General features: G+C 71.1%; 21 protein-coding genes and 1 riboswitch. Of the genes, 7 read left to right on the forward strand and 14 right to left on the reverse strand.

Features of this window, described 5'->3' with window-relative positions; translation table 11 throughout:
- Window positions 1-124 precede the first annotated feature (124 nt).
- On the forward strand, window positions 125-1,921 hold the full coding sequence (locus WME79_RS04720; RefSeq protein ID WP_437532460.1) for an AMP-dependent synthetase/ligase: 1,797 nt from the start codon (window positions 125-127) through the stop codon (window positions 1,919-1,921).
- Window positions 1,922-2,104: 183 nt separating this feature from the next.
- Window positions 2,105-3,607 (forward strand): hypothetical protein, encoded by a 1,503-nt coding sequence (locus tag WME79_RS04725; protein ID WP_437532463.1) that lies wholly within the window; start codon window positions 2,105-2,107, stop codon window positions 3,605-3,607.
- Between the two features lie 42 nt (window positions 3,608-3,649).
- On the opposite strand, the gene WME79_RS04730 is transcribed toward WME79_RS04725, so the two are convergent.
- The 5 genes from WME79_RS04730 to WME79_RS04750 form a co-directional block, all read right to left on the reverse strand.
- Window positions 3,650-4,372, reverse strand: a complete 723-nt coding sequence (locus tag WME79_RS04730) for a glutathione peroxidase (RefSeq protein WP_437532465.1) — start codon at window positions 4,370-4,372, stop codon at window positions 3,650-3,652.
- A 102-nt stretch (window positions 4,373-4,474) separates the two neighbouring features.
- Window positions 4,475-4,597 (reverse strand): hypothetical protein, encoded by a 123-nt coding sequence (locus WME79_RS04735; RefSeq protein ID WP_437532468.1) that lies wholly within the window; start codon window positions 4,595-4,597, stop codon window positions 4,475-4,477.
- A 52-nt stretch (window positions 4,598-4,649) separates the two neighbouring features.
- Window positions 4,650-5,837: a methylated-DNA--[protein]-cysteine S-methyltransferase gene (locus WME79_RS04740; RefSeq protein WP_437532471.1), complete on the reverse strand. Its 1,188-nt coding sequence runs from the start codon at window positions 5,835-5,837 to the stop codon at window positions 4,650-4,652.
- 43 nt (window positions 5,838-5,880) lie between these two features.
- A complete protein-coding gene (locus tag WME79_RS04745; RefSeq protein ID WP_437532474.1) occupies window positions 5,881-6,723 on the reverse strand; it encodes an AraC family transcriptional regulator in 843 nt (280 codons plus the stop codon).
- 143 nt (window positions 6,724-6,866) lie between these two features.
- Complete coding sequence (locus tag WME79_RS04750; RefSeq protein WP_437532477.1) at window positions 6,867-7,019, reverse strand: hypothetical protein; 153 nt, start codon at window positions 7,017-7,019, stop codon at window positions 6,867-6,869.
- 74 nt (window positions 7,020-7,093) lie between these two features.
- On the opposite strand from WME79_RS04750, the gene WME79_RS04755 reads away from it, so the two are divergent.
- Window positions 7,094-8,005, forward strand: coding sequence for a hypothetical protein (locus tag WME79_RS04755; RefSeq protein WP_437532479.1), 912 nt, complete (start codon window positions 7,094-7,096; stop codon window positions 8,003-8,005).
- Here the strand turns inward: WME79_RS04755 and WME79_RS04760 are convergent.
- From WME79_RS04760 to WME79_RS04785, 6 genes are all read right to left on the reverse strand, one after another.
- On the reverse strand, window positions 7,995-9,068 hold the full coding sequence (locus WME79_RS04760) for a DUF2169 family type VI secretion system accessory protein (RefSeq protein WP_437532482.1): 1,074 nt from the start codon (window positions 9,066-9,068) through the stop codon (window positions 7,995-7,997). The two genes, WME79_RS04755 and WME79_RS04760, sit on opposite strands and share 11 nt — an antisense overlap.
- 256 nt (window positions 9,069-9,324) lie before the next feature.
- On the reverse strand, window positions 9,325-10,167 hold the full coding sequence (locus tag WME79_RS04765; protein WP_437532485.1) for a nucleotide-binding enzyme: 843 nt from the start codon (window positions 10,165-10,167) through the stop codon (window positions 9,325-9,327).
- A complete protein-coding gene (locus WME79_RS04770) occupies window positions 10,164-10,613 on the reverse strand; it encodes a sigma factor-like helix-turn-helix DNA-binding protein (RefSeq protein WP_437532488.1) in 450 nt (149 codons plus the stop codon). The genes WME79_RS04765 and WME79_RS04770 overlap by 4 nt, the downstream gene beginning before the upstream one ends.
- Window positions 10,585-11,082, reverse strand: a complete 498-nt coding sequence (locus WME79_RS04775; protein ID WP_437532490.1) for an HD domain-containing protein — start codon at window positions 11,080-11,082, stop codon at window positions 10,585-10,587. Before WME79_RS04775 ends, WME79_RS04770 begins: the two co-directional genes overlap by 29 nt.
- 136 nt (window positions 11,083-11,218) lie before the next feature.
- Window positions 11,219-12,397: a caspase, EACC1-associated type gene (locus WME79_RS04780; RefSeq protein ID WP_437532493.1), complete on the reverse strand. Its 1,179-nt coding sequence runs from the start codon at window positions 12,395-12,397 to the stop codon at window positions 11,219-11,221.
- 5 nt (window positions 12,398-12,402) lie between these two features.
- Window positions 12,403-12,762, reverse strand: coding sequence for a hypothetical protein (locus WME79_RS04785; RefSeq protein ID WP_437532496.1), 360 nt, complete (start codon window positions 12,760-12,762; stop codon window positions 12,403-12,405).
- Between the two features lie 306 nt (window positions 12,763-13,068).
- Here WME79_RS04785 and WME79_RS04790 point away from each other — a divergent pair, with 306 nt between their 5' ends.
- Window positions 13,069-14,109, forward strand: coding sequence for a metalloregulator ArsR/SmtB family transcription factor (locus WME79_RS04790; RefSeq protein ID WP_437532498.1), 1,041 nt, complete (start codon window positions 13,069-13,071; stop codon window positions 14,107-14,109).
- Between the two features lie 117 nt (window positions 14,110-14,226).
- Window positions 14,227-14,826, forward strand: coding sequence for a DUF1990 family protein (locus WME79_RS04795; RefSeq protein ID WP_437532501.1), 600 nt, complete (start codon window positions 14,227-14,229; stop codon window positions 14,824-14,826).
- 55 nt (window positions 14,827-14,881) lie between these two features.
- Here the strand turns inward: WME79_RS04795 and WME79_RS04800 are convergent, their stop codons facing one another.
- Window positions 14,882-15,691: a haloacid dehalogenase type II gene (locus WME79_RS04800; RefSeq protein ID WP_437532504.1), complete on the reverse strand. Its 810-nt coding sequence runs from the start codon at window positions 15,689-15,691 to the stop codon at window positions 14,882-14,884.
- Between the two features lie 192 nt (window positions 15,692-15,883).
- On the opposite strand from WME79_RS04800, the gene WME79_RS04805 reads away from it, so the two are divergent.
- Window positions 15,884-16,822: a LysR family transcriptional regulator gene (locus tag WME79_RS04805; protein WP_437532507.1), complete on the forward strand. Its 939-nt coding sequence runs from the start codon at window positions 15,884-15,886 to the stop codon at window positions 16,820-16,822.
- On the opposite strand, the gene WME79_RS04810 is transcribed toward WME79_RS04805, so the two are convergent.
- Both WME79_RS04810 and typA read right to left on the reverse strand, forming a co-directional pair.
- Window positions 16,810-17,304, reverse strand: coding sequence for a hypothetical protein (locus WME79_RS04810; RefSeq protein WP_437532510.1), 495 nt, complete (start codon window positions 17,302-17,304; stop codon window positions 16,810-16,812). The two genes, WME79_RS04805 and WME79_RS04810, sit on opposite strands and share 13 nt — an antisense overlap.
- A 67-nt stretch (window positions 17,305-17,371) precedes the next feature.
- On the reverse strand, window positions 17,372-19,258 hold the full coding sequence (gene typA / locus WME79_RS04815; protein ID WP_437532511.1) for a translational GTPase TypA: 1,887 nt from the start codon (window positions 19,256-19,258) through the stop codon (window positions 17,372-17,374).
- Between the two features lie 162 nt (window positions 19,259-19,420).
- A riboswitch (cobalamin riboswitch) is annotated at window positions 19,421-19,628 on the forward strand.
- A 238-nt stretch (window positions 19,629-19,866) separates the two neighbouring features.
- On the opposite strand from typA, the gene WME79_RS04820 reads away from it, so the two are divergent.
- Window positions 19,867-22,068 carry a TonB-dependent receptor gene (locus tag WME79_RS04820; protein WP_437532514.1) on the forward strand — a complete coding sequence of 734 codons (2,202 nt, stop codon included), beginning with the start codon at window positions 19,867-19,869 and terminating at the stop codon, window positions 22,066-22,068.
- The last annotated feature ends 13 nt before the right edge of the window (window positions 22,069-22,081 follow it).

Raw genomic sequence — 22,081 nt, forward strand, 5'->3', positions numbered from 1 at the left:
CAAGACGACCGGCGGCTCCTCGCCGGCGCTTCAACGGGCTCCTCGACGCTGATTGACAATGCCCCGGCGGCTCCCGCATCCTGGCCACCCGCGACCCCCGAGGCTTTGAGCCGCAGGAGATGCCATGAGCACCGTCCTCCACCGTCTGGAACAGTGGGCTAACGAATCTCCTGATGCGCCGGCCCAGCGCTTCAAATCTCAAGGCGAGTGGAAGACGCTGACCGCGCGCGAGTACCGTGACCGGGTTCACCACCTCGCGCTGTTCCTCGAGTCCAAGGGCTTCGACGCGAGCCAGGTCGGTGCGATCCTCTCGTACAACTGCCCGCAGTGGGTCCACGTCGACCTGGCGGCGTTGCTCGTCGGGGGCAAGTCGGCGGGCCTCTACCCGAACTCCACCGCGAAAGACATCCAGTACATCCTGAACCACACCGAGGCGACGCTGCTCTCGGTGCAAAACAAGGAGTACTTTCAGAAGATCTCCGGAGAGAAGGGCGAGTATTCCGTCCCTGACAGCGTGAAATGGATCCTCGTCTTCGATGGTGACACATCGATCTCTCCCAACGCGATCTCGTATGAACAGGCCCTGGCCGACGGCCGCGCGCTCGCGGGGCAGCCGGGCGCGAAGACGTTCGCCGACTACCTGGCGAAGATCGACCCCAGGGCCGGCGCGTTCCTGATCTACACCTCGGGCACGACGGGCAACCCCAAGGGGGCCATGCTCTCGCACGACAACCTGGCTTACACGGCCGACATGGCCGTGAAGTACTGGAACCTGCCGTTCGCGCGCGGCACGATGTTCTCGTTCCTCCCGCTCTGTCACATCGCCGAGAAGCTGCAGTGTGTCGGGGCCGGTCTCACCCAGCGCTACACCGTCAACTTCTGCTCGAAGTTCGAGAACGTCTCGAGCGAGCTCCCCGAGGTGCAGCCCACGCTGCTGCTCTGCGTGCCGCGGCTCTGGGAGAAGATGATGGAAGGCGTGATGGCGAAGGTGCGCGGCGGCAAGGGCGCCAAGAAGAAGCTGGCCGAGTGGGCGCTCGCCGTGGGCGCCCGCGTGGCCCAGGCGAAGTACGCGCAGCGCGCGCCGAGCGCGCTCGACGCCTTGCAGCTCGCGCTCGCCGACAAGCTGGTGCTGGGCAAGGTGCGCGCGGCGCTCGGCCTGGGCAAGGCCGAGGTGCTCGCCTCGGGCGCGGCGGCGCTCGCGCCGCACATCTCGACGTGGTTCCGCGCGCTGGGCCTCGAGATCCTCGAGGACTTCGGCCAGACCGAGTCGACCGGCGTCATCTGTATGACCGAGCCGGGCATCGAGAGCGCGGGCACCGTGGGCAAGCCCGTGCCGGGCGTCGAGTTCAAGCTCGCCGAGGACGGCGAGATCCTGACGCGCGGCCGGCACGTGTTCGTGGGCTATTACAAGGACAAGGCGGCGACGGAGGCCACGCTCGACGACGGCTGGCTGCACACCGGCGATCTCGGCGAGTGGAACGACCGCGGGCAGCTCAAGATCCGGGGCCGCAAGAAGGAGATCCTCAAGACCTCGGGCGGCAAGATGATCGCGCCGCTCCCGATCGAGGAGAGGCTCAAGGCGGCGGAGATCATCAGCCAGGTGTGCATGGTGGGCGACGGCCGCAAGTACCTCTCGGCGCTGATCACGTTGACCGAGGGCAAGCTCGCCGAGCTGAAGGAGCGAGGCTCCCTGAGCAGCGACGTCGCGATCACGAGCGCCGAGGTGGTCGGCCAGGTGAAGGCGCACGTCGACGCCCTGAACGCGGAGCTCGCCAGCTTCGAGCAGATCAAGCGGTTCACGGTGCTCGGCCGCGAGTTCTCGGTGCAGGACGGCGAGATGACGCCGACGCTCAAGATGAAGCGCAACGTGATCGAGCAGCGCTTCCGCGGGACCATCGACGAGATGTATCCCGCCGAGTGAGCGGGGCTGCGGGCCCTCCGGGCGCGGGCGGTCGGTCGGCGAACGCGCCGCGGCGCTCGCCCGGCCCTGGGAGAGGCGCCCCCGTGGCGCGTTCGTCGGCCGCCCGCTCGATCAGAGAATGTCGGGCTGTTGCTCATCTCCTCAGGTGATGCGCGCGGCCCCTTCATGTGGGAGGGAAAAGCCATGAGTTCACCGAGAAGCCATCTCGTCCTCGTGCCGGGTTTTGCGGGCTTCGATATCCTGGGTTCGATCGTCTATTACAGCGGTGTCACGGAGATCCTCCGAAACACCGATACAGGGCCGTATCAAGGCCCCCTCTCGGTGCATTGCTTCCCTAACCTGCCCACGGCGAGCGTGGACACCCGCGCGCACGCGCTCCTCCGCTGGCTCGCGGATCGGTTCAGGCAGGGGGTGTTCTACGGGAGCGCGGGCCGCGGCCATCGGGACTGCGTCCACCTCGTGGGCCACTCGACCGGCGGCCGCGACATCAAGACGCTGATGCTCCTGCTCCTGGCCGAGACCGAGCAGAAAGGGTCGGTCTACGGCGTCCCGGTGGAGCGCATCCTCGAGAGCATCTGCTCGATCCAGTTCCTCTCGACGCCGCACCGCGGGACGAACCTCGCCCACGTGCTCCACCGGAGGCAGCCCCTGCTCACAAGCCTGGCCAAGGCCCTCCACTGGTGGCTCCGCCTGGCTGGCCCGAAGGACGCGAGCTCCGCGGCCCGCCGCGCGAAGACGCTCCTGCAGGCGTTCGGCCAATCGGACGGCATCGTCCGCGCCGCCCTCGACACGATCGAGCACTTCCACGCGATGCCGTGCGACGACCTCGCCAGGGCCGAGGCGCGCGGCGAGTACTTCAACGTGCTCCGCTGGCTGCTTCACGTCGCCGAGGACACCGAGGCCTTCGAGGATCTCGATCCCCTGCCGCTGTCAGGCAAGCGGTCGCGCGAGGAGCGCTGGTCCAAGCATGGCCTGTCCGCGCGCGGCCCCGGCGCCTGGCCGCGCGAGCTCGCGGCCTCCATCAAGAGCGCGAAGCGGACCAGGAGAGCCAGCCTCCTCGGGGCGGAGCTCGAGGAGGAGCTGAGCGCGTACTACGAGCAGCGGGGCATCGCGCTCCGATCGATCGTCACCCGGGCGAAGCGCGATCCCGGCGGCGCGTTCCTGGGCGCCTTCGGCATCTTTCACGGCATCACAGGCAACATCAAGGAGCCGAAGGTGGTCGAGGCCCTCGGGCCGTCCTGCTTTGTGCCACGGTTCGACAACCCGACCCGGACCGAGTCGCTCACGCCGGAGATGAACGACGGGATCGTCAACTGCGTATCGATGGTCTATCCGGACACGAAGCGCAGCTTCCTGGTCGACGCCGACCACGCCGACGTGATGGGCCACTATCGGTTCATCGCCCCGGAGGACGGCGACGGAGCGGACCCGAAATACGGCGGATACGACCTGTTCCAGTCCCGGACCACCTTCGATCAGGCCGAGTTCGACGGGCTATGGACCAGCATCGGGCAGTTCGCCATGAACAGCGACAGGTGCGCCGCCATGGCGCGCCGCAGCCCGGCCGTCTCCCCCGTGGAGGCGCCGGCGGTGCCGCTGGCCTCGGCGCCTGCGGTGTCGCCGGCTTCTGCGCCTGCGGTGACCCATTTCCGCGCCGAGCCGTCGGACCCGGAGGGCGGCGCGTAGGCGCCGCCCGTCGCCGGGGGGCGCCCAGGCCACCTTCGTGAATCAGGCCTTCGTGAGGTACGCTTCGAGCTCGTCGGCGCCGCCGATGTGCTTGCCGTCGATGAAGACCTGCGGGGTCGTGCCCTTGCCGCTCACCGCGCGCAGGCGGCGCGGCGAGGCCGCCACCTCCTCGTAAGCGATCTTCCGCGCGTCGAGGAGCCGCTTCGCCTTGGTGCAGTAGCCACACCCCGGCTTCGTGAACAGCAGCACGTCGTGCGGCGCCTTCGACGATGGATCCAGGTACTTCAGCATCGTATCCGCGTCCGACACATCGAAGGGATCACCCGCCACCTCGGGTTCGATGAACATCTTCTTGATCACGCCGTCGTCGACCAGCATCGAATAGCGCCACGAGCGCTTGCCGAAGCCGAGGTTCGCCTTGTCGACGAGCATGCCCATCTTCTCGGAGAACTCCCCGTTCCCGTCGGGCAGGAACAGGACCTTGTCCGCCTGCTGCGCCTTGCACCACTCATCCATCACGAACGCGTCGTTCACGGACACACACGCGATCGTGTCCACCCCGCGCCGCTTGAACTCCTCCGCGAGCTCGTTGTAGCGCGGCACGTGGCTGCTCGAGCAGGTCGGCGTGAAGGCGCCCGGCAGCGCGAACACCACCACCTTCTTGCCAGCGAACACGTCCTTGGTGGTCACGTCCTTCCATTGACCGTCGACACGGGTGCGAAACGTGACATCCGGAACGCGCTGCCCTTCGAGGCTCTTCAGCATGACTGTCGTGCTCCTTGAGTGCTGTTCTCGTCGCCATCGGCGATGGCAACCTTGTCCAACGCCGCGCGGCGCTCCACGCGGCGCTCTCGGGCCGGCGAGAACTTAGTCCCGAGCCTCGACGCCGGCCAGCGCGACGGCGAGCCCGACCGACGGCCGCGCCGCGATGGCGAGCCCGACAGGCGGCCGCGCCGCGATGGCCGCTCGCCCGGGCGACGGCGGCCGCATTCGAGGAGGCGCCTCACTTGGCAGCCTCAGCGCTGCCGCGGAGGGCGAGGCGTCAGCCGCTTCGCGCCAGATCCACCGCGCGCCAGAGGTACCAGCTCGCCACCGTGCGGTACGGCTTCCACCGCGCGCCGCGCTTCTCGAGGTCCGCGCGCGCCGGCGGCTCGGGTCGCTTGAACGCGATCGCGAACCCTTTGCGGATGCCGTAGTCGTCCACGGGCAGCACGTCCGGGCGGCCGAGGCGGAACATGAGGAGCATCTCCACCGTCCACCGGCCGATGCCGCGCACCCGCGTGAGGCGCTCGATGATCGCCTCGTCCTCCATGCCGTGGACCTCGGCGAGCGTGGGGAGCTCGCCGTCCTCCGTCTTCTGCGCGAGATCGCGCAGCGCGAGGAGCTTCGCCTGCGAGAGGCCGGCGCCGCGGAGCTTCTCGTCGGAGGCGCGCAGGACCTGCGCGGGCGTGGGGCCCTCGTGCGCTCGCGGGAAGAGCGCGCGCACGCGCGCGAAGATGGTCGCGGCGGCCTTCCCGGTGAGCTGCTGGTAGACGATCGACTCCGCGAGCGCGAGGAAGAGGCTCGACGTCCTGTCGATCCGCATGGCGAACGGCCCGACCGCGTCGATGACGCGCGCGAGCGCCGCGTCGGACGTGCGCAGGAGCTCGACGGCGGCGCCCGGATCGAAGCCGAAGTCGCCGCCGGGCGCGGCCTTCGGGGCGCCGCGCGCCTGGCCGCTCTCGATCGCGAGGAGGCGGAGCTTCGTCGTGACGCCGCCGTTCGCGGAGAAGCCGCCGGCCTTGCCGCCGGCCGCGAGCACGCGGTGGCACGGGACGATGATCGCGAACGGGTTTCGCCCGAGCGCCTGCCCCACGGCGCGCGCCGAGCCGACCGCCCCGAGGCGCGCCGCGACCTCGCCGTAGGTCAGCGTGGCGCCCGGCGGGATGGTGCGCGCGACCTCGTAGACGCGGCGGTGGAACGGCGGCACCCGATCCATGTCGAGCGCGATGGCGGACAGGTCGCTCGCCTCGCCGCGCAGGAGCGCGACGATCGCGTCGACCGCGCGCTGCACCTCGGGCGGCGGCGCCGCCGCCCGGGCGCCCGGGAGGCGCTGGAGCAGGTGCGCCCGCGTCTCGGGCTCGCGCGCCTCGGGGAGCCGCAAGGCCGCGACGCCGCGCTCGCCCCACGCGATGCCGCAGCGGCCGATCGCCGTGTCGAACAGGAGGAAGCCGTGTGCCGTTGCTGTCATGGGGGTCCTCGCGGGCAGGCAGGCGCCCGCGTCCAGCGGCATCCTAGGAGCGCGCGGCGAGGCGATCTTGGAAGATCTTGCGATCCCCTCTCGCCGCCTTCCGGAAGCCGCGCGGCGAGACGCCGGCCGCGCGGTGGAAGGTGCGGACGAAGTTGGAGAGGTCGCCGAACCCGACGTCGAGCGCGATGTCGGTGATCGACCGGGCGCCGTCGGCGAGGAGGCGCGCCGCGCGGCGCAGGCGGGCGCGGACCAGGTACTGGTGCGGGGTCACGCCGACGACCTTCCCGAAGACCCGCAGGAAGTGGAACGGGCTGAGCCCGACCTCCCGCGCCGCGCCCTCGAGGTCGATCGGCTCGTGCGCGTGCTCGTCCAGCCAGAGCGCCGCCTCGACGGCGCGGCGGCGGTCGCGCGCCCCGGTGTCCGGCGGCGTTCGCTTCCGGCCGGAGGCGACCTCGACGAAGCGGGCGGCGAGGAGCACCCCCACCTCGTCGACGCCGATGTCGCTCCTGCCCTCGGCGGCCGCCTGCGCGAGCTCGCCGAGCACCATCAGCTCGGGCACCGGCGGCAGGCCGCCGGCCCGGAACGCGCCGCCGCCGTCGCCGAGCGCCTCGACCAGCGCCGGCGCGAGCTGGAGCGACAGGCACTCGTCGCCGACGACGTGCTCGTGCGAGCACGTGTACTCGTCGCCGGGGTGGCCGACCAGGAGCGACCCGGCCACGAGCTCGAACGCCTCCCCCCGGACGCGGTAACTGAAGCTGCCCTTGCGCACGTAGGAGACGGAGAAGCCGCGGTGGAGCTCGGCGAACGGCGCGTCCCCAGGTCCGGAGCTGCACCGGTAGTCGACCACCGAGATGGCCTCGCCCCGCACCAGCGTCGTGACCTCCATGGGTCACCGAATGTATCTGCGGCGGCGAGGCCGAGCAACGCGCCCACCGCCCGTCCTGCGCCGCCGCGCGGCGCCGCGCCATGTTCATCGAGGAGCGAGCGTGCCTGTGCGCCGCGCGCACGGCGCTGGCCCGATGAGCGGGCTCAGGCCTGCGGGTCGTCGCGGCGCTTGTGGCCCTGGATGTACGCGATCGGCAGGAACACCGTGCTCATCCGGTCGAGCTCGGCCACCTCGGAGAACCCGGCAGCGCGTCGTCTGGTTCGGCCCGCCGCTCCGGGGCCCGCACGCCCCGCCAACCTCGACAGTCCTGTGGCGTTCCGGCGACGGCCTACCGGGCCGGTGGCGGATAGGGTACCGCTTCCGCATCTCCGTGACGCTCCATGACCTCGGCCTCTGTGCGCTGATCGCTTCGCTCGTGCTGTCCGGATGCAATGCGATCTCGGGCATCGACGATCTGACCTTCCAGGGCGTGGGCGGGAGCGGAGGTGGTGGTGCCGCGCCTGGCGCTGGCGGCGATGGGTCAGGCGGCGATGCGTCGGGCGGCGGTGGCGATGCATCAGGCGGCGGCGATGCGTCGGGCAGCGGCGGCGATGCGTCGGGCAGCGGCGGCAATGCGTCGGGCAGCGGCGGCAATGCGTCGGGCAGCGGCGGCAATGCGTCGGGCGGCGGCAATGCGTCGGGCGGCGGAGGCGGCGAGTGCGACGGGAGTCCGTGCCCGGTGCCGCGAGGCGTCGAGCTCGTGGACCAGACGTTCACCGTGCTGCGCGGCAGTCCCGGTGCGGGTACCCCCGTCATGGACGTGTGCCCGGATGGGCAGGTCACCCTCGGCTATCGAGGGGCCCTGGCGCCGCTGGCGGAGTCGTTCGTCATCGGCAGGATCCAGGCGCAGTGTGGCTATCTGGAGCTCACCGGAGCCGGTCCATATGCGATCACCACGACGCCCGGCGACGTGACTCCGGTGCGGGGCGACTATGGCGACGAGCTGTGGGAGATCATGTGCCCGGAGAACGAGGTGGTCGTGGGCTTCGGCGGCCGGGCTGGCAGCTTCGTGGATTTCTTCTCCATCGGTTGTGCGCCGCTCCTCGTGACGGGGGAGCCCGGCGATCTCCGCGTCGAGTTCGGGCCCCTCTCGTTTCCAGGCGGCGCGGGCGGCGACGGCGGCAAGCCGTTCCCGGACACCGTCTGCGATGGCGCCCAGGTCCCGAACGCCGTTCAGACCGTGATCGCGACCGTCGTCAGCGCCTTCGGCATGGGCTGCGCGACGGCCTCGCTCACGTACTGACGACGTCTTGATCGGACACGTTGAGCGTCACCCCGGTCGGATCGGACGTCGCGACGGCGCTCGGGGCGGCTATCGCGATCTCGGCAGGAGCCAGCCATGCGGGCGGGGCGCCCGGCACCTCGACGCCGACGACGACACGCACCGCCGCGAGCGCTGCTTCATTCGCGATCGGGAAGCTGCGTCGCCAGACCAGCGAGCACGATTGCCGGTCGCCGTCGACGTGCAGCGTGTCCAGCACGAGATCGAGCGGCTGCCCCTCCGTGACGCCGAACGCGGAGAGGCCATGGACGCGCGCGAGGGCGCGCGCCCCGGGGAGCCGCGTCCGCAGCGCTGCGAGCGTCGGGTGAAGCCCCGCGAGCACCAGCCACTCATCGCCGATCAACGCTTCAACGCGCTGATCGGGGGGGGCCGCCTGGAAGTAGCTCCAGTCGAAATCGTCGGGGATCTCGAGGATGGGCCCCTCGAGCGCCTTGTGGGGCGTACGCCCGAGCAGCCGCCTGCGCGACGGCCACACGCTCCCGATCGGCGCGAAGCCCGCCGGCCGGTCGCGCCGCGAGGGATCCAGGACGGCCGGGCGATCGGTGCCGAACGGGTTGTCGGCCATGCCGATGCCCCCGAATGCGCGCTCGTAGGCGAGCGGGATCGCCTTCTCCGCGCCGCCGGGCTCGATCGAGAGCGCCTTGTCGAGGATCGGGCGCTCGCCGGCGAAGAGCGCGAGGCGCACGGAGAAGGGCGCCGCAGGCGGGCCCGGCGGCGCGTGCGCGTGGCCCGTGAAGAACACGTCGATGCGCGCGAGGTAGGGCGCGAGGTCGCTCGTCAACCGGACGCTGCGGCCCGGGTTGTTGTGATGGTGGATGTCGGCATCGATGATCGGCTGCGGCTCGACGGGGATCATCTGCGCGCCGTCGACGAAGGCGAACGTCGCCTTGGCGATCACCGTGAGGTGGAGCCGCCCCCGCGCCCGCCACATCACCCCCGCCGCTGCCGTTCCGGAAGGCGCCGCGATCGCGCTGGGAACGGGCGGGGCCTCGGGCTTCACCGCGCCATGAGAGCACCGGGGCATCGCGAGGGTCAAGCGTCGCCACGCGGCGACACCGGCGCGTCGTCCGGCGCTCGCCCCTCTGCCCGCCGATGAGGTTCGTCGGCCTCGCAGCGCGGGTGACAGCGGTAGAGTCCAGCGACGATCGCAGGATCCGGATCCGGCGAGTCGCCCTATCCATCCATCGGTGTTGAACATCGCGCTCGGCGAACGGCGATATCCCTCCGCGCCGTCGCGGGAGCGCAGGAGCGCCGGACCCTCCTCGCCTGCGGGCGGGGCCTCAGGTGGTGTCCTCGAAGCCGGGGAGCGGCTCGTAGTCTTGAGACGGGTCGTCCTCCTCGCCGGGCTCGGCGCAGACCGGCTCGTCGCCGTCCTCTCCGGTGTCGCCGCTGTCGAGCAGCCCATCGAACGGCCCGGGGAGCGGCTCGTCCTCGTCCGCCTCGAGCAGCGCGTCCATGCCCTCCACCTCGCCTGTCTCCAGGTAACGCTCCCACGCGTCGGGGTGATCCCGGGCGCAGAGCGCCGAGAGCGCGGCGACGCCGAGGCGCACGATCGGCTTCCCATCGGTGCTGCTGCGGGGCCGCGCCCTCAGATCGCGCGGGGCGTACACCGTGAGCTCGAGGGGCGCCACGTCCGCCACGTGGTAGTGGACGTACTCCCGGAGCTCTCCGCCCTTCTGGATGGTCACGCGCTCCCGGTCGAAGGTCCAGCCGAGCGCCCGCACGTGCCGCTCCAGCGCCTCCTCGTCGGCCGGGAACACGTGCAGATCGACGTCGCTGCCGCGGCGGATATGGCCGGTGGAGACCGAGCCGATGAGCCGCGGCGAGAACGGCGCGAGCGCGCGCATGGCCTCCAGCGCCACGACGCGCAGCGCGAACAGCCGGAGCGTCCGCTGGCTCCCCTCGGCGCGCTCGGCGAAGAGGAGCAGCGCCTCGCGGATCTCGCCGTTGGAGGGCAGGTCCGCGGGCCGGTAGCGCGCTCGGCGCCCCTCCACCTGGCCGAGGATCCGCTTTGCGGCCATCCGCTTGGCGGTGAAGTACTGGTCCACGCCCTCCTCGTACATGAGGCGCGCGGCCTCCGCGGCGATGCGGGCCCGCAGCCCGCCAAAGCGCTCGGCGCTCATCGGGTCACCCGCGCCGCGCGCGCTGCCGGTGCCTCTGCCACCTGCGCCTGCGCCGCCGCTTGCGCCGACGCCGCCGCCCGCGCTGGCGCCGCGGCGACCGCCGGCTCGAGGGCCTGCCGCAGCCGGAGCATCGCGCCGCCAACGACCCGGCCGCCCCGCGGCGCCCCGAACAGGCGCTTCTGCACGACCTGCTGCGCCACGCCGAGGCGGCGCGCGATCTCGCCCTGCGACAGGCCGTCGAAGAAGTACGCCTCGACGACCTCCCGCTGCTTCGCCGTCAGCGCGGTCTCGACAGCGTCCCGCACCGCGGCGCAGAGCCGCGCTCGCCCGGGCGGCTCGGCCTCGCCGCCCCAGAGCCGGCGATCGTCGCCCCAGCGGTCGACGTCGTCGCAGAGGACCTCCCGGCGGATCTTGCGCTCAGGCGAGCGGCTCCTTTCGCAGGTCATCGGAGGGGGCGGGCTCGCCGCCGATCGAGAGGAGGGTCCAGTCTGCGCCGTCGAGCAGGAGCTCCACGGCGGCCTCGGGGCGGAGCACGGTCGCCTCGGGCGAGCGGCCGCCGACGTCCCAGCGGCGGAGCCGCGCGAGGTCCGCGAGCGCCTTCGTGCGCCGCAGGCGCCGCCTGGTCGCGCCGGGCGAGCGCAGCAGGTGGAGGTGGTGCCGGACGAGCCAGACGATCCGCGGGCACACGAGCTCCGCGAGCACGTCGGCCCCTTCCTCGGCGTGGTCGGCGCAGGCGAACGCCTTGCCGACGTCGTGGAGCAGGGCCGCGGCCCAGAGCGAGCGATCCGCGGTCTCGCGGCGGGCCAGGTCGAAGACCTGCAGGGAATGGAAGAGCGCGTCGCCCTCGGGGTGCCAGCGCGGATCCTGCGGCACGCGGTCGAGGGCGAGGAGGAGATCGAGGAGGTCCTGGTGCATCGATGGGAGGGCGGTCAGGCCGCCCGCGATCTGCGGGCGAGCGGTGCCCCTTCACCCTGGGGCGCGGTCACACCCACCGGGAGGCCGCGCTCGCCGGGCGAGCGGAAGCATAGCGCGGGCACGCCTGCTCCAGGGGTCAGGGAGTGAACAGGGTGGCCGATCGCCTCTTCGGCGCCGTGGGGAGCGCGGCCGTATCCGCGGTCTGACGTGTGCCCGGGGGCTCCAGGCGGACCAGCCTGAGCACGGTGCCCCCGACGATGATCTGGCCATTTTGCGGGAGCAAGGCGCTCGTGATGCGCTGATCGTCGATCTTGGTCCCGTGCGTGCTTCCCTGGTCGATCACCCGCACCTCATCCGCTCCGACCACGATCGTCGCGTGCTTTCGCGACACCTTCGGATCATCGAGGCGGATGAAGCAGTCGGGCTCTCGCCCTACCCTGAACTCTCCAGGTTGGAGCACGAACCGCCGACCTGCGAGAGGCCCGTTGCACACGAAGAGCTCGTAGGTGATCGCGGCGTTCCCGCCCGACGCCGGGATCGTGGGCCTGAGCGGCGCCTTCGCGATGCGCAGCCGCCCCTCGTACTTCTGCGTCCACATCTGCGGGGTTTGCCGGCCTCCCTCGGCCTTGACGCTCGCTTGCACGTACTCGCAGAGCTCGTGGACATCCACGTACCCGTCTCGGTCCAGATCGGCCGTGCCGGTCGACAGGCCCTCGACGAGGTGGCGCGTGAAGATCGACTGCGAGGGCACCCCCACGGGCTGGTCAGCCTGCCATGCCAGCTGAACCGACGTCGTGGCGGAGATGACGACGCGACCCGAGCCGTCTCCCATGAACGTCCCGGCGATGTCGACGCTGTCCTGCTCGCTCTTGGCGGAGTTCTCGTACGCGCCGCTGTAGCAGCAGTCGAGGATCAGGACGATGCGCTTCGCCGGGCACTGATCGATCTGGCGGCTGATCCAGGCCGCGTCGACCGAGGTCGCGCTGAAGAGCTCTTTCTCTGTGTCGCGCGTGGCGAGGTGGAGGTGACCCCAGTCGTCCTTCAGGCCATGACCGGAGTAGTAGAGGACGAGCAGATCCTCCGGATGGCGACGATGGAAGAGCGCGCCGATGGCCTTCCGGACTTCGAGCTGGCTGCCATCGACGCAGAGCTGAACGCGAAAGTCGCCGATGTCCGGGTTTTCCAGCGTATCGGCGAGCTTCGATGCGTCGAGGGCGGGCGCCTGAAGCGAGCGCAACCTGCCGTCCGCATACATTCCGTTCGCGATGATGAGCGCGATGCGGTCCCGTCCGCCCAGCACAGGATCTCTGTCCAAGGCTGTCATTTGATTGCGCTGATGCGGCGTACGAGGTCGAGCACTTCCTTCTCCCCGAGCGGCTTGTCCGAGGTGAACTCGACCTCCAGACCGTTCTTCCCCCGGATGCGAATGCGCCGCTTCGGCGCGCGGACGACCCACTCATTGACGAGCTGAATCACCTGGGGAAGCACCGCGGGGAGCGCGGCGAGCGCGATCGCGCCGACGGTGAAGGCGTCTCCCTTCGCGTCCTTGGGGAGGCGCCCCTCGACGACGCGGGAGGGCGTCGCGCCTGCGGTGCCGATGTCGCGCATCAAGCTCTCGAGCATCGCGTCCAGCTGGTCGGCCTCGACCTCGGCGTCGTGAAATTTGAACTGCATGTCCATTGGCCATGCACCTCCTCGCTGTTACGAGTCGCCGAGGAGCGTATCAGCGCTCGCTGGCAGGTGCCAGTCGCGCGGCCGGAGTCGCGTGGCGTGCGCGCCGCCATCCTCGACCTGCGAAGCGCGCCTGAAGCCCGCTTCGCGATCGTCCAGCACATCTCATGTCCATGCCGATCCATCCGTGAGAGCCCGGGCGGATCCGTGCAGGCCGGTCAGCGCGCCGGACGAGCTGGTGGCGCGCCGGAGGATCTGGTTCGACGTCCGTCGAATCAGATTGACGCCCGCGTCGCGCCCGCTACATTTGTTTCGATGGTCGTCGAACCAGATCCTCCGGCGCCGGCGCTGGGCCTCGATGCGCGCATCGGCGTGCTCAAGGCGCTCGCCGACGCTTCACGGATGCAGGTCGTGAACGCCCTGCTCGAGCGGCCGCACTGCGCCGAGGAGCTCGCCGAGCGGCTGGGGCGCGCGCCGTCCACCGTCTCCTTTCACCTGCGCAAGCTCGACGAGGCCGGCCTCGTGACGAAGCGCAAGACGCAGTACTACCTCGTCTATGCGCTGCGAGACGATCTGCTCCGCCTCACGCTGAGGGAGCTCGTCGCGCTGCCGTCGGCCGCGAGCAGCCCCGAGCGGCGGCGCGCGGAGCGCTCCCGGAGCCAGGTGTTGCGCAGCTTCTTCCGCGGCGGCGTGCTGGTCCAGCTGCCAAAGCAGTGGCGCAAGCAGCGCATCGTGCTCGAGCAGTTCCTGGGCAAGTTCCAGGCGGGCCGGCGTTACCGGGAGCGTGAGGTCAACGAGATCATCCAGGCCGTGTATCCCGACCACTGCACGATCCGGCGCATGCTGGTGGACGAGGGCTACATGGCGCGTGATGGCCAGTTTTATGAGCTGATCGAGGCCGGCGCCAGGGCGCCCGAGGCAGGGGTCAAGACGCCTGAGGCGGGGGCCAAGACGCCCGAGGCGGCGACGAGGAAGGCGGGAGCGAACACGATGGAAACGCGCAAGGAGCTGAAGCGGAAGTACCTCGAGACACCGAAGCAGGCGGGCATCTTCCAGGTCAAGAACAAGGTGAACGGCAAGGTGCTGCTCGGCAGCAGCACCAACCTGCATGGGCCGCTCAACAAGCACCGTTTCATGCTGTCCATCGGCGGCCACTCGAACCAGGAGCTCCAGCAGGACTGGAAGCAGCACGGCGCCGACGCCTTCACGTTCGAGGTGCTCGAGATCGTGAAGCAGAAGGACGAGCCGGGGTTCTCCCTGGCGGACGAGCTCACGTTGCTCGAGCAGATCTGGCTGGAGAAGCTGTCGCCCCTCGCGCCGGGCGGCTACAACACGACGACGCGCATCCGCGAGTGATGCGGCGGTATCACGGCGCTCGCTCACTCCGAGACAGGCGGAGGGATCGCGAACTGCGCGAGATCTCACGACGGGGCGCGGGAGATCGCGTCTCCGTGATCGGTTATCCTGCTCCTCGTGCTCTCCCGCGCCCGCCCCTCCGACGCCGCGATCCGCGCCTTCCTCGCTCGCCAGGCGGGGCGGCCGCCCTCGTATACGGAGGTCGGGTGCACCGGCGCCGGCGATGGCCGCCCGCGGCCGCCTGCCGGCTTCAACGTCGACCACCACCGCGCTGTGCTCGGCCAGGGCGCCGCGCTCTTCGACCGCGCTGTCGAGGCGATGCGGCGCTGGGCGCAGTTCCGGCTCGGCTGGGTCGAGCTCTGCTATCCCGACGCTCCCCTGAAGGCCGGCGTCACCGTGGTGATCCTCGTCCGCGTGCTCGGGATTCACTGGCTCAACGCGTGCAAGATCGTTTACACGGTCGATGAGACGAGCGGCCCTGTGCGCCGGTTCGGCTTCGCCTACGGGACGCTCGAGGAGCACGGCGAGCGCGGCGAGGAGCGCTTCCTCGTCGAGCACAACGAGCATTCCGGCGAGGTCGCCTACGACATCTTCGCCGTCTCCCGGCCGAACCACCTCCTCGCCCGGCTCGGCTATCCCTACGCGCGCCGGGTCCAGGGGCGGTTCGCCCGCGACTCCCTGCGCGTCATGCGCAGCGCCGTGACCTCGCCGCCGTGAGGCGCGCCGGGAGCCCTGGGACCAGCTGTTCGCACAGGCGGCGGGGCCCCGCCGGTCACGCCCTCTCCTTCACGAACTCCACAAGATCCGAGAGGCTCGCTCCCGTCGCGTCGGCGCTCACGCCCAGCTCCTCGGCCGGCAGGCCCAGGCGGTTGACCCAGAACGTGGGATAGCCGAACCACCGGGCCCCCGCGGCGTCCCAGCCCGCGAACGCGACGAACGCGATCTCCTCGCGCGTGAGGCCGAACGCGTCGAGCGCCATCTGGTACGCGCGAGGATCCGGCTTGTATGTCCTTGCCCGGTCCGTGCTGAGCACGTGCTCGAACTGGCCTGCCAGACCGGAGCCCTCGATGGCGGCCCCGAGCATCTTCGGCGTGAAGTTCGACAGGAACGAGAGCCGGATCCCCGCGCCCCTCAGCGCCCGGAGCGCCGGCATCACGTCGGGCCACGCCCGGAGATCGAGGTACGCGCCGAGGAGCCGCGCCCGCTTCTCCTCCCCGAGATCGAGCGCCAGCGCGCGCTCGGCGAACACCAGCGCATCCGCCGTCACCTGCCAGAAGTCGGCATACTCGTGGGACGCGACCCGGAGCCACGTGTACTCGAATTGCCGGGTGCGCCACGCCTCGCTCAGCAATGCCCCCTTGCCCGGACAGAGATCCTCCGCGAGCGCCGCGATCGGCCGCGGATCGAAGATCGGAAAGGCGTCGAAGGCGACCGCCCTGATCTTTGATCCTGCTGCTGGCCGCGGCGGCGCCGGCCCATGCTGCGCGGCACAGGAGGTGGTCCCGGCCGGGGCCGAGCCCAGGAAGCCCGCCGCGGCCGTACCGGTCACGCGGTGGAGAAACTCACGACGATTCGTCAACATGCCGGCCTCCATCAGATCATCTGACGTGAACCACGCGACCTGCGAGAGCGCGAGTGCGCGGGTGCGGGAACGCACGCGGGAGAGCATGCGCGGTCCACCGTTGCCCGGGGATCCACCATCGACGTAGACTCGCCATGCACCTTTGCATGGCGCGGAGCGCTCTCCGGCAGCAGCGCCCCGCGCCCCGGAGCCATGCTCGACTGGGACGATCTGCGCTACTTCCTCGCCGTCGCGCGGCACGGCAACCTCTCCGCCGCCGCGCGCGTCCTGAAGGTCACCCAGCCGACCGTGGGGCGGCGCGTCGCGGCGTTCGAGCGGCGCCTCGGGGCGAGGCTCTTCCAGCGCTCACCGTCGGGGTTCGCGCTGTCGGCCGCGGGCGAGAGCGTGCTCGGCCACGCCGAGCGCATGGAGCAGGACGCGCTCGCCGCCGAGCGCGCCGCCGCCGGACGCGACGCTGGCCTGAGAGGCCACCTCCGTATCACCGCGTCCGAGTGGCTCGCCACGCGCGTCCTCGGGCCGATGCTCGTCCCGTTCCTCGCGCGCCATCCCGCCATCTCCGTCGATCTCGTCGCGGACGCGCGGTGGCTGAGCCTGCCGCGGCGGGAAGCGGACATCGCCCTGCGCCCCGCCGCGTTCGAGCACCACGAGGTCTTCCAGCGCGAGGTCGCGCGGATCGGGTTCGGCCTCTATGCATCGGAGGCCTACCTCGCCGAGCACGGCCCGCCGGACTTCGACCGGCAGTGCGCGGGCCACTCCCTCGTCACCATGAACGACGATCCTCCGGCGATCGCCGACCTGTCATGGGTGCGCGCCGTCGCCGCGAAGGCCCGCGTCGCCGCACGCACCAACGGCCGTGAGCCCCAGGCGACGATGGGGGCCGCCGGCGTCGGGCTCGTCTGCCTGCCGCGCTACCTGGGCGACGCGACCGCCGGCCTCTGCCTGCTCTCGCCGCCCTCGCCGCCGCCAGGGCGCAAGCTGTGGCTCGGGGTGCACCGCGATACGCGCGGGGTGCCGCGCGTGAAGGCGCTCGTCACGTTCGTCGTCGACGCCCTCGGGCCGCTCCGGAGCGCCCTCGATCCCGGCGCGCGGCCGCGCGCGTCAGGCCACGAGCGCCCCCGCTACCGGCCCTGATCGCGCTGGCACGCCCTGAGCGCCTCGAACGGCGCATCGCACGTCGGGGGCAGGAAATCGGTCGTGCACTCCGAAACGCGCCCGCTCAGGCAATCGAAGAGCGACGCGATCGACGGCGCGAGGAACGCGCAGGGGATCTGGTCCGCGGAGGCGACGGTCTCGCCCGCGCAGTCGAAGAAAGGAGCGGTCAGCGCGTTGCAAGGGCGCTGCTCGGAGAGCAGGTCGGCGCATTGCTCGCGACACCGGAGCTCCGGACACGTGACGCCGTCGAAGAGCGAGCAGAAGAAATCGCACGAGGCCTTCTGCTCTTCGATCGAGGGCCCGCCGGAGCTCGCCGACTGCGAGCCCACGGCCGCGCCAGCGCCCCCGGCGCCATCGGAGCTCCCGGGGAGCCCGTCGACGACGACCGCCCCGCCGCAAGCGCCCGCCCCCGAGAGCGCGACGAGCGAAGCCAGGAAAGCGAAGAGCTGCGTCGTTCTCATCAGGGCATCCTATCGCGCGGCAGGCACGGCAGGGGCGCGCGTCGGACGTTCCGCGCGCCCCCGCCGCTCACTCCACCGCCTGCGATTGCTCGATCGCGTCCTCGCGGCGCTCCCGGCGGTTGCACGCGAGCACCTTCTTGCGGACGCGCACCGCGTCGGGCGTGACCTCGACGAGCTCGTCGCCGTCGATCCACTCCATCGCCGTCTCGATCGTGAGCAGCCGCGGGCTGGCCAGGAGGACGTTCTCGTCCTTGCCGTGGTTGCGCACGTTCGACAGCTTCTTCTCCTTGATCGCGTTGACGTCGGTGTCGTTCGGCCGGTTGTGCTCGCCGATGATCATCCCCTCGTAAACCTCGACGCCGGGGACGATGAAGAACATCCCGCGCGGCTGCAGGTGGTGCAGCGCGTACGGGGTCGCCACGCCGGCGCGATCGGCGACGATGGCGCCGGTCGGGCGGCGTATCATCGGGCCGCCCCAGGGCGCCCAGCCGTCGAACATCGTGTTGAGCAGGCCCGTCCCGCGCGTCGCCGTCAGGAAGTCGCCGCGGAAGCCGATGAGCCCGCGCGACGGGACCCGGAACTCGAGGCGGGCGCGGCCGAAGCCGGGGTTCGTCATCTTCACCATCCGGCCGCGCCGGGTGCTGAGGCGCTCGGTCACGATGCCGACGTAGGTGTCCGGCACGTCAATGACCACGAGCTCGAGCGGCTCCATCACCTCGCCGTCGATCTCGCGCGTCACCACCTCGGGGTTCGAGAGCTGCATCTCGTACCCCTCGCGCCGCATCGTCTCCACGAGGATCGCGAGCTGGAGCTCGCCGCGGCCGAGCACCACGAACGTGTCGGGCACCTCGGTCGGCTCCACCCGGATCGCGAGGTTCTTCATCGCCTCGCGCTCGAGCCGCTCCTTCAGGTGACGGCTCGTCAGGAACTTCGACTGCTTGCACTTGCCGGCGAAGGTCGACGTGTTGACGCCGATCTTCATCTTGATCGTCGGCTCCTCGACCACGATGCGCGGCAGGGCCTCGGGGTGCGCGGGATCCGTGATCGTGTCGCCGATCGTGACCGAGTCGAGCCCCGCGATGGCGACCACCTCGCCTGCGACGGCGCTCTCGACCGGGACCCGCTTCAGCCCCTCGTAGACGTAGAGCATCTTCACGTAGCCGCGGGACTGGCCGTCCTCGGTGAGGAGCGCGACGTCGGCGCCCGACCGGGCGGTGCCGCGGACCACGCGGCCGACCGCGAGCCGGCCCACGTAGTCGTCGTGGGTCGTGTTGCAGACGATGACCTGGAGCGGCGCGTCGGGGTCGCCGGAGGGGCCGGGGACCCGCTCGAGGATGGTCTCGAAGAGCGGCTCGAGGTCCTTCGCCTCGTGCTCGAGCTCTCGCTTCGCCTGGCCGAGCTTCGCCACGGCGTAGAGCGTCGAGAAGTCCATCTGCGCGTCGCTCGCCTCGAGGTCGCAGAAGAGGTCGAACGCCTCGGAGAGCACCTCGTGTGCGCGCGCGTCGCTCCGGTCGATCTTGTTGATGACCACGATGATCGGGAAGCCGCGCTGGAGGCACTTCGAGAGCACGAAGCGCGTCTGCGGCAGCGGGCCCTCGGCGGCGTCGACGAGGAGGAGCGCCCCGTCGGCCATCATGAGCGTGCGCTCGACCTCGCCGCCGAAGTCGGAGTGGCCGGGCGTGTCGACGATGTTGATCTTGACCCCGCGGTACCGGATGCTGGTGTTCTTCGCGAGGATGGTGATGCCGCGCTCCCGCTCGAGGTCGTTCGAGTCCATGACGCGCTCGGCCACGACCTCGTTCTCTCGGAAGGCGCCCGACTGGCGCAGCATGTGATCGACGAGGGTCGTCTTCCCGTGGTCGACGTGGGCGACGATGGCGATATTGCGGAGATCATTACGGGGCATATACGGCGGCGGCCGTGTAGCACGCGACCCACGGAGGAGCGAGCCCATCCTCGCTAGAGCCCGAACGTTCGGCCTGCACGGCAGCCGCCCGGCGAGGCGCTTGGGGCGCTTGGATGGAGAGCGCGAGGCGCGCGCGTGGCGCGGATGAGCCCGGGCGCGCCGAGCGGGCGAGGGGAGCGCTAGCGATTGACAGCCGAAGGCGCACGGCCATAGGGTGCGCGCCGTGCTGGTGCCCGGGCGCTCGCCTGGGCCGAAGAGGGAACCCGGTGAAATTCCGGGGCTGCCCCGCAGCGGTAAGCGAGAACGACCTCCACCCCATGCACTGGCCCGCCGAGGGCTGGGAAGCGGTGGACAGTAGGGAGCCGGCCAGGCCGGAGCGCTCGCGAGCCCGAAGACCTGCCAGCGCCCGGCGGCGGGAGACATCCGGCGCCGGTTCGACCTGGGAGCCTCGAGGGAGGCGGTGAGGTCCGAGCCGGTGCAGCTCTGCCTCTGCCACGTCCCGGATACCGAACCGCCCCCCGCGTCGCCTTCCGGTCGCCCGTGGGGGCGAGAGGTCGGTCCAGCGCACCGTGCGATGGCCAGCCATTTCGTCCTCGCGGAGCTCGACGCGAGCGGCCCGACGCCGCTCCGCGCGATTGCGGCGAAGGAGGACACGAATGCTGCGCGAGACGGTCACGACGAGCCACGGGCACCGCCATCCATTTCATCTGCTCGCCGCGTTATCCATGGTGCTGGCCGCCGCGCGGCCCGCGCGCGCCGAGGGCGACACCCCCGAGGCGCCCGCTGCCCCGCCGGAGGCCGCCGCTGCAGCGCCCACCGGTGAGGGCGCGCCCGCGGGCGACGCCGCGATCGAGGTCACGATCCAGGCGGAGAAGCCGGGCAGCGAGGCCGCGTCGCGCGTCTCCGTCGGACGCCGGGAGCTCGAGCTCAGGCCGAGGCTCCGGCCGGGCGACATCCTCGAGTCGGTCCCCGGGCTCTTCGCCGTGCAGCACGCGGGCGGCGGCAAGGCGAACCAGTACTTCCTCCGCGGGTTCGACGCGGACCATGGGACCGACGTCGCCTTCTTCGTCGACGGCGTGCCCGTCAACATGGTCAGCCACGGCCACGGGCACGGCTTCACCGATCTCTACTTCATGATCCCGGAGCTCGTGACAGGGCTCGACGGCTACAAGGGGCCTTATTACGCGAGCATCGGCGACTTCGGTACGGCGGGCGCCGTCAACCTGCGCTTCGCCGAGAAGCTCGAGGAGAGCTACGCGCAGGTCAGCCTGGGGCAGTACGGTATCCAGCGCGGCCTCGTCATCGCCTCGCCGGATCTCGGCGACGCGTGGCGCGCGGTGGCCGCGGCGGAGATCTACCGGAACGACGGGCCGTTCCTGAGCCCGGAGCGGCTCAAGCGCTTCAACGTGTACCTGCGGGCCACGCACGATCTCGGCAACACCGGGAAGGTCCAGATGACATGGATGTCGTACGGATCGACCTGGCACGGCTCCGGCCAGATCCCCGCGCGCGCCGTGTGCGGCGAGGGCGAGCAGGGCGGCCTGAACCCGCCGCCCTCGGCATTCGGACAGCCGTGCATCGACCATTTCGGCGCCGTGGATCCGACCGAGGGCGGGGCGACCGAGCGCCATATGGCGTCCGTCGCTTACTCGACCGCGTGGCGGGACGCCGATCTGAGCGCGCTGGCCTACCTCGTCCGTTACCGCTTCACGCTGTACTCGAACTTCACGTTCTTCAGCGAGGACCCCGTCCACGGCGATCAGATCGAGCAGAACGACGACCGCACCGTCGGGGGCGCCGATCTCCGGTTCCGCAGGCAATACGAGTTCGGCGGGGCGAGGTTCACGACCTCGCTCGGCGCGCAGATCCGCGCGGACGCGATCGACAAGTCCCTCCACCACGACGAGGCGCGCGAGCGGATCGAGGAGAAGAGCAGGACCCACGTCGACGAGAGCCAGATCGGCGTCTACGTCGAGCAGGACGCCCGGCTCCGGCGCTGGCTCCGCGTCGTGCTCGGGGCGCGCGGGCAGTGGATCGACGTCAACGTGGACGACCCAGGCGAGGACCTCGAGGCGGCAGGGAACAGGTCGAGCGGCGCCCGGGGACAGATGCAGCTGCTCCCGAAGCTCACGGCGATCGTGTCGCCCGCCGAGGGGGTCGATCTCTTCGCCCACTTCGGTCGGGGCTTCCACTCGAACGACGCGCAGGGCGCGGTGCTGGGCGAGGGGGCGGCGACGCTGATCACGCCCGCGATTGGCTACGAGGTCGGCGTGCGGGTCGCGCCCTTGCGCGGCCTGTCCCTGAGCGGGGCCGCTTTCCTGCTCGACCTGGACTCGGAGCTGGTCTGGAGCGGCGACGCGGGCGAGACCGAGGCGTCGGGGCAGACGCGGCGCTACGGGATCGAGATCGGCGGGCGCTACCGGCTCAGGAGCTGGCTCTTCGCGGACGTGGACGCGACCTTGACCCGCGCGCGCTTCCGCGAGAACGCCGGCAACGCGAGCGCGGTCGCCCTCGCGCCGACCCAGACGCTGACCGCGGGCGTCGGCGTCCGCCCGACGTTCGGCGCGTTCACGCCGTTCGCGGCGCTGCGGGTCAAGGCGATCGGCGCGCGGCCCGCGACCGAGGACGAGTCGCTCACCGCCGAGGGGTTCACGGTCGTCGACGCCAACGCCGGGCTGCGGTGGAAGAACGTCGAGGTGGCCGTGGACATCCAGAACCTCTTCGACACGACGTGGCGCGAGGTCCAGTTCGCGAGCGAGTCGCGGCTGCGGTACGAGCCGGCCGCGGTCACCGGGATCCACTACTCGCCGGGTTGGCCGTTCACGGCGATCGGGCGGGCGACGCTGTACTGGGAGTAGGCGCGGCGCCGGC

This window comes from Sorangium sp. So ce726, from assembly GCF_051521405.1.
Taxonomy (GTDB): Bacteria; Myxococcota_A; Polyangia; order Polyangiales; family Polyangiaceae; genus Sorangium.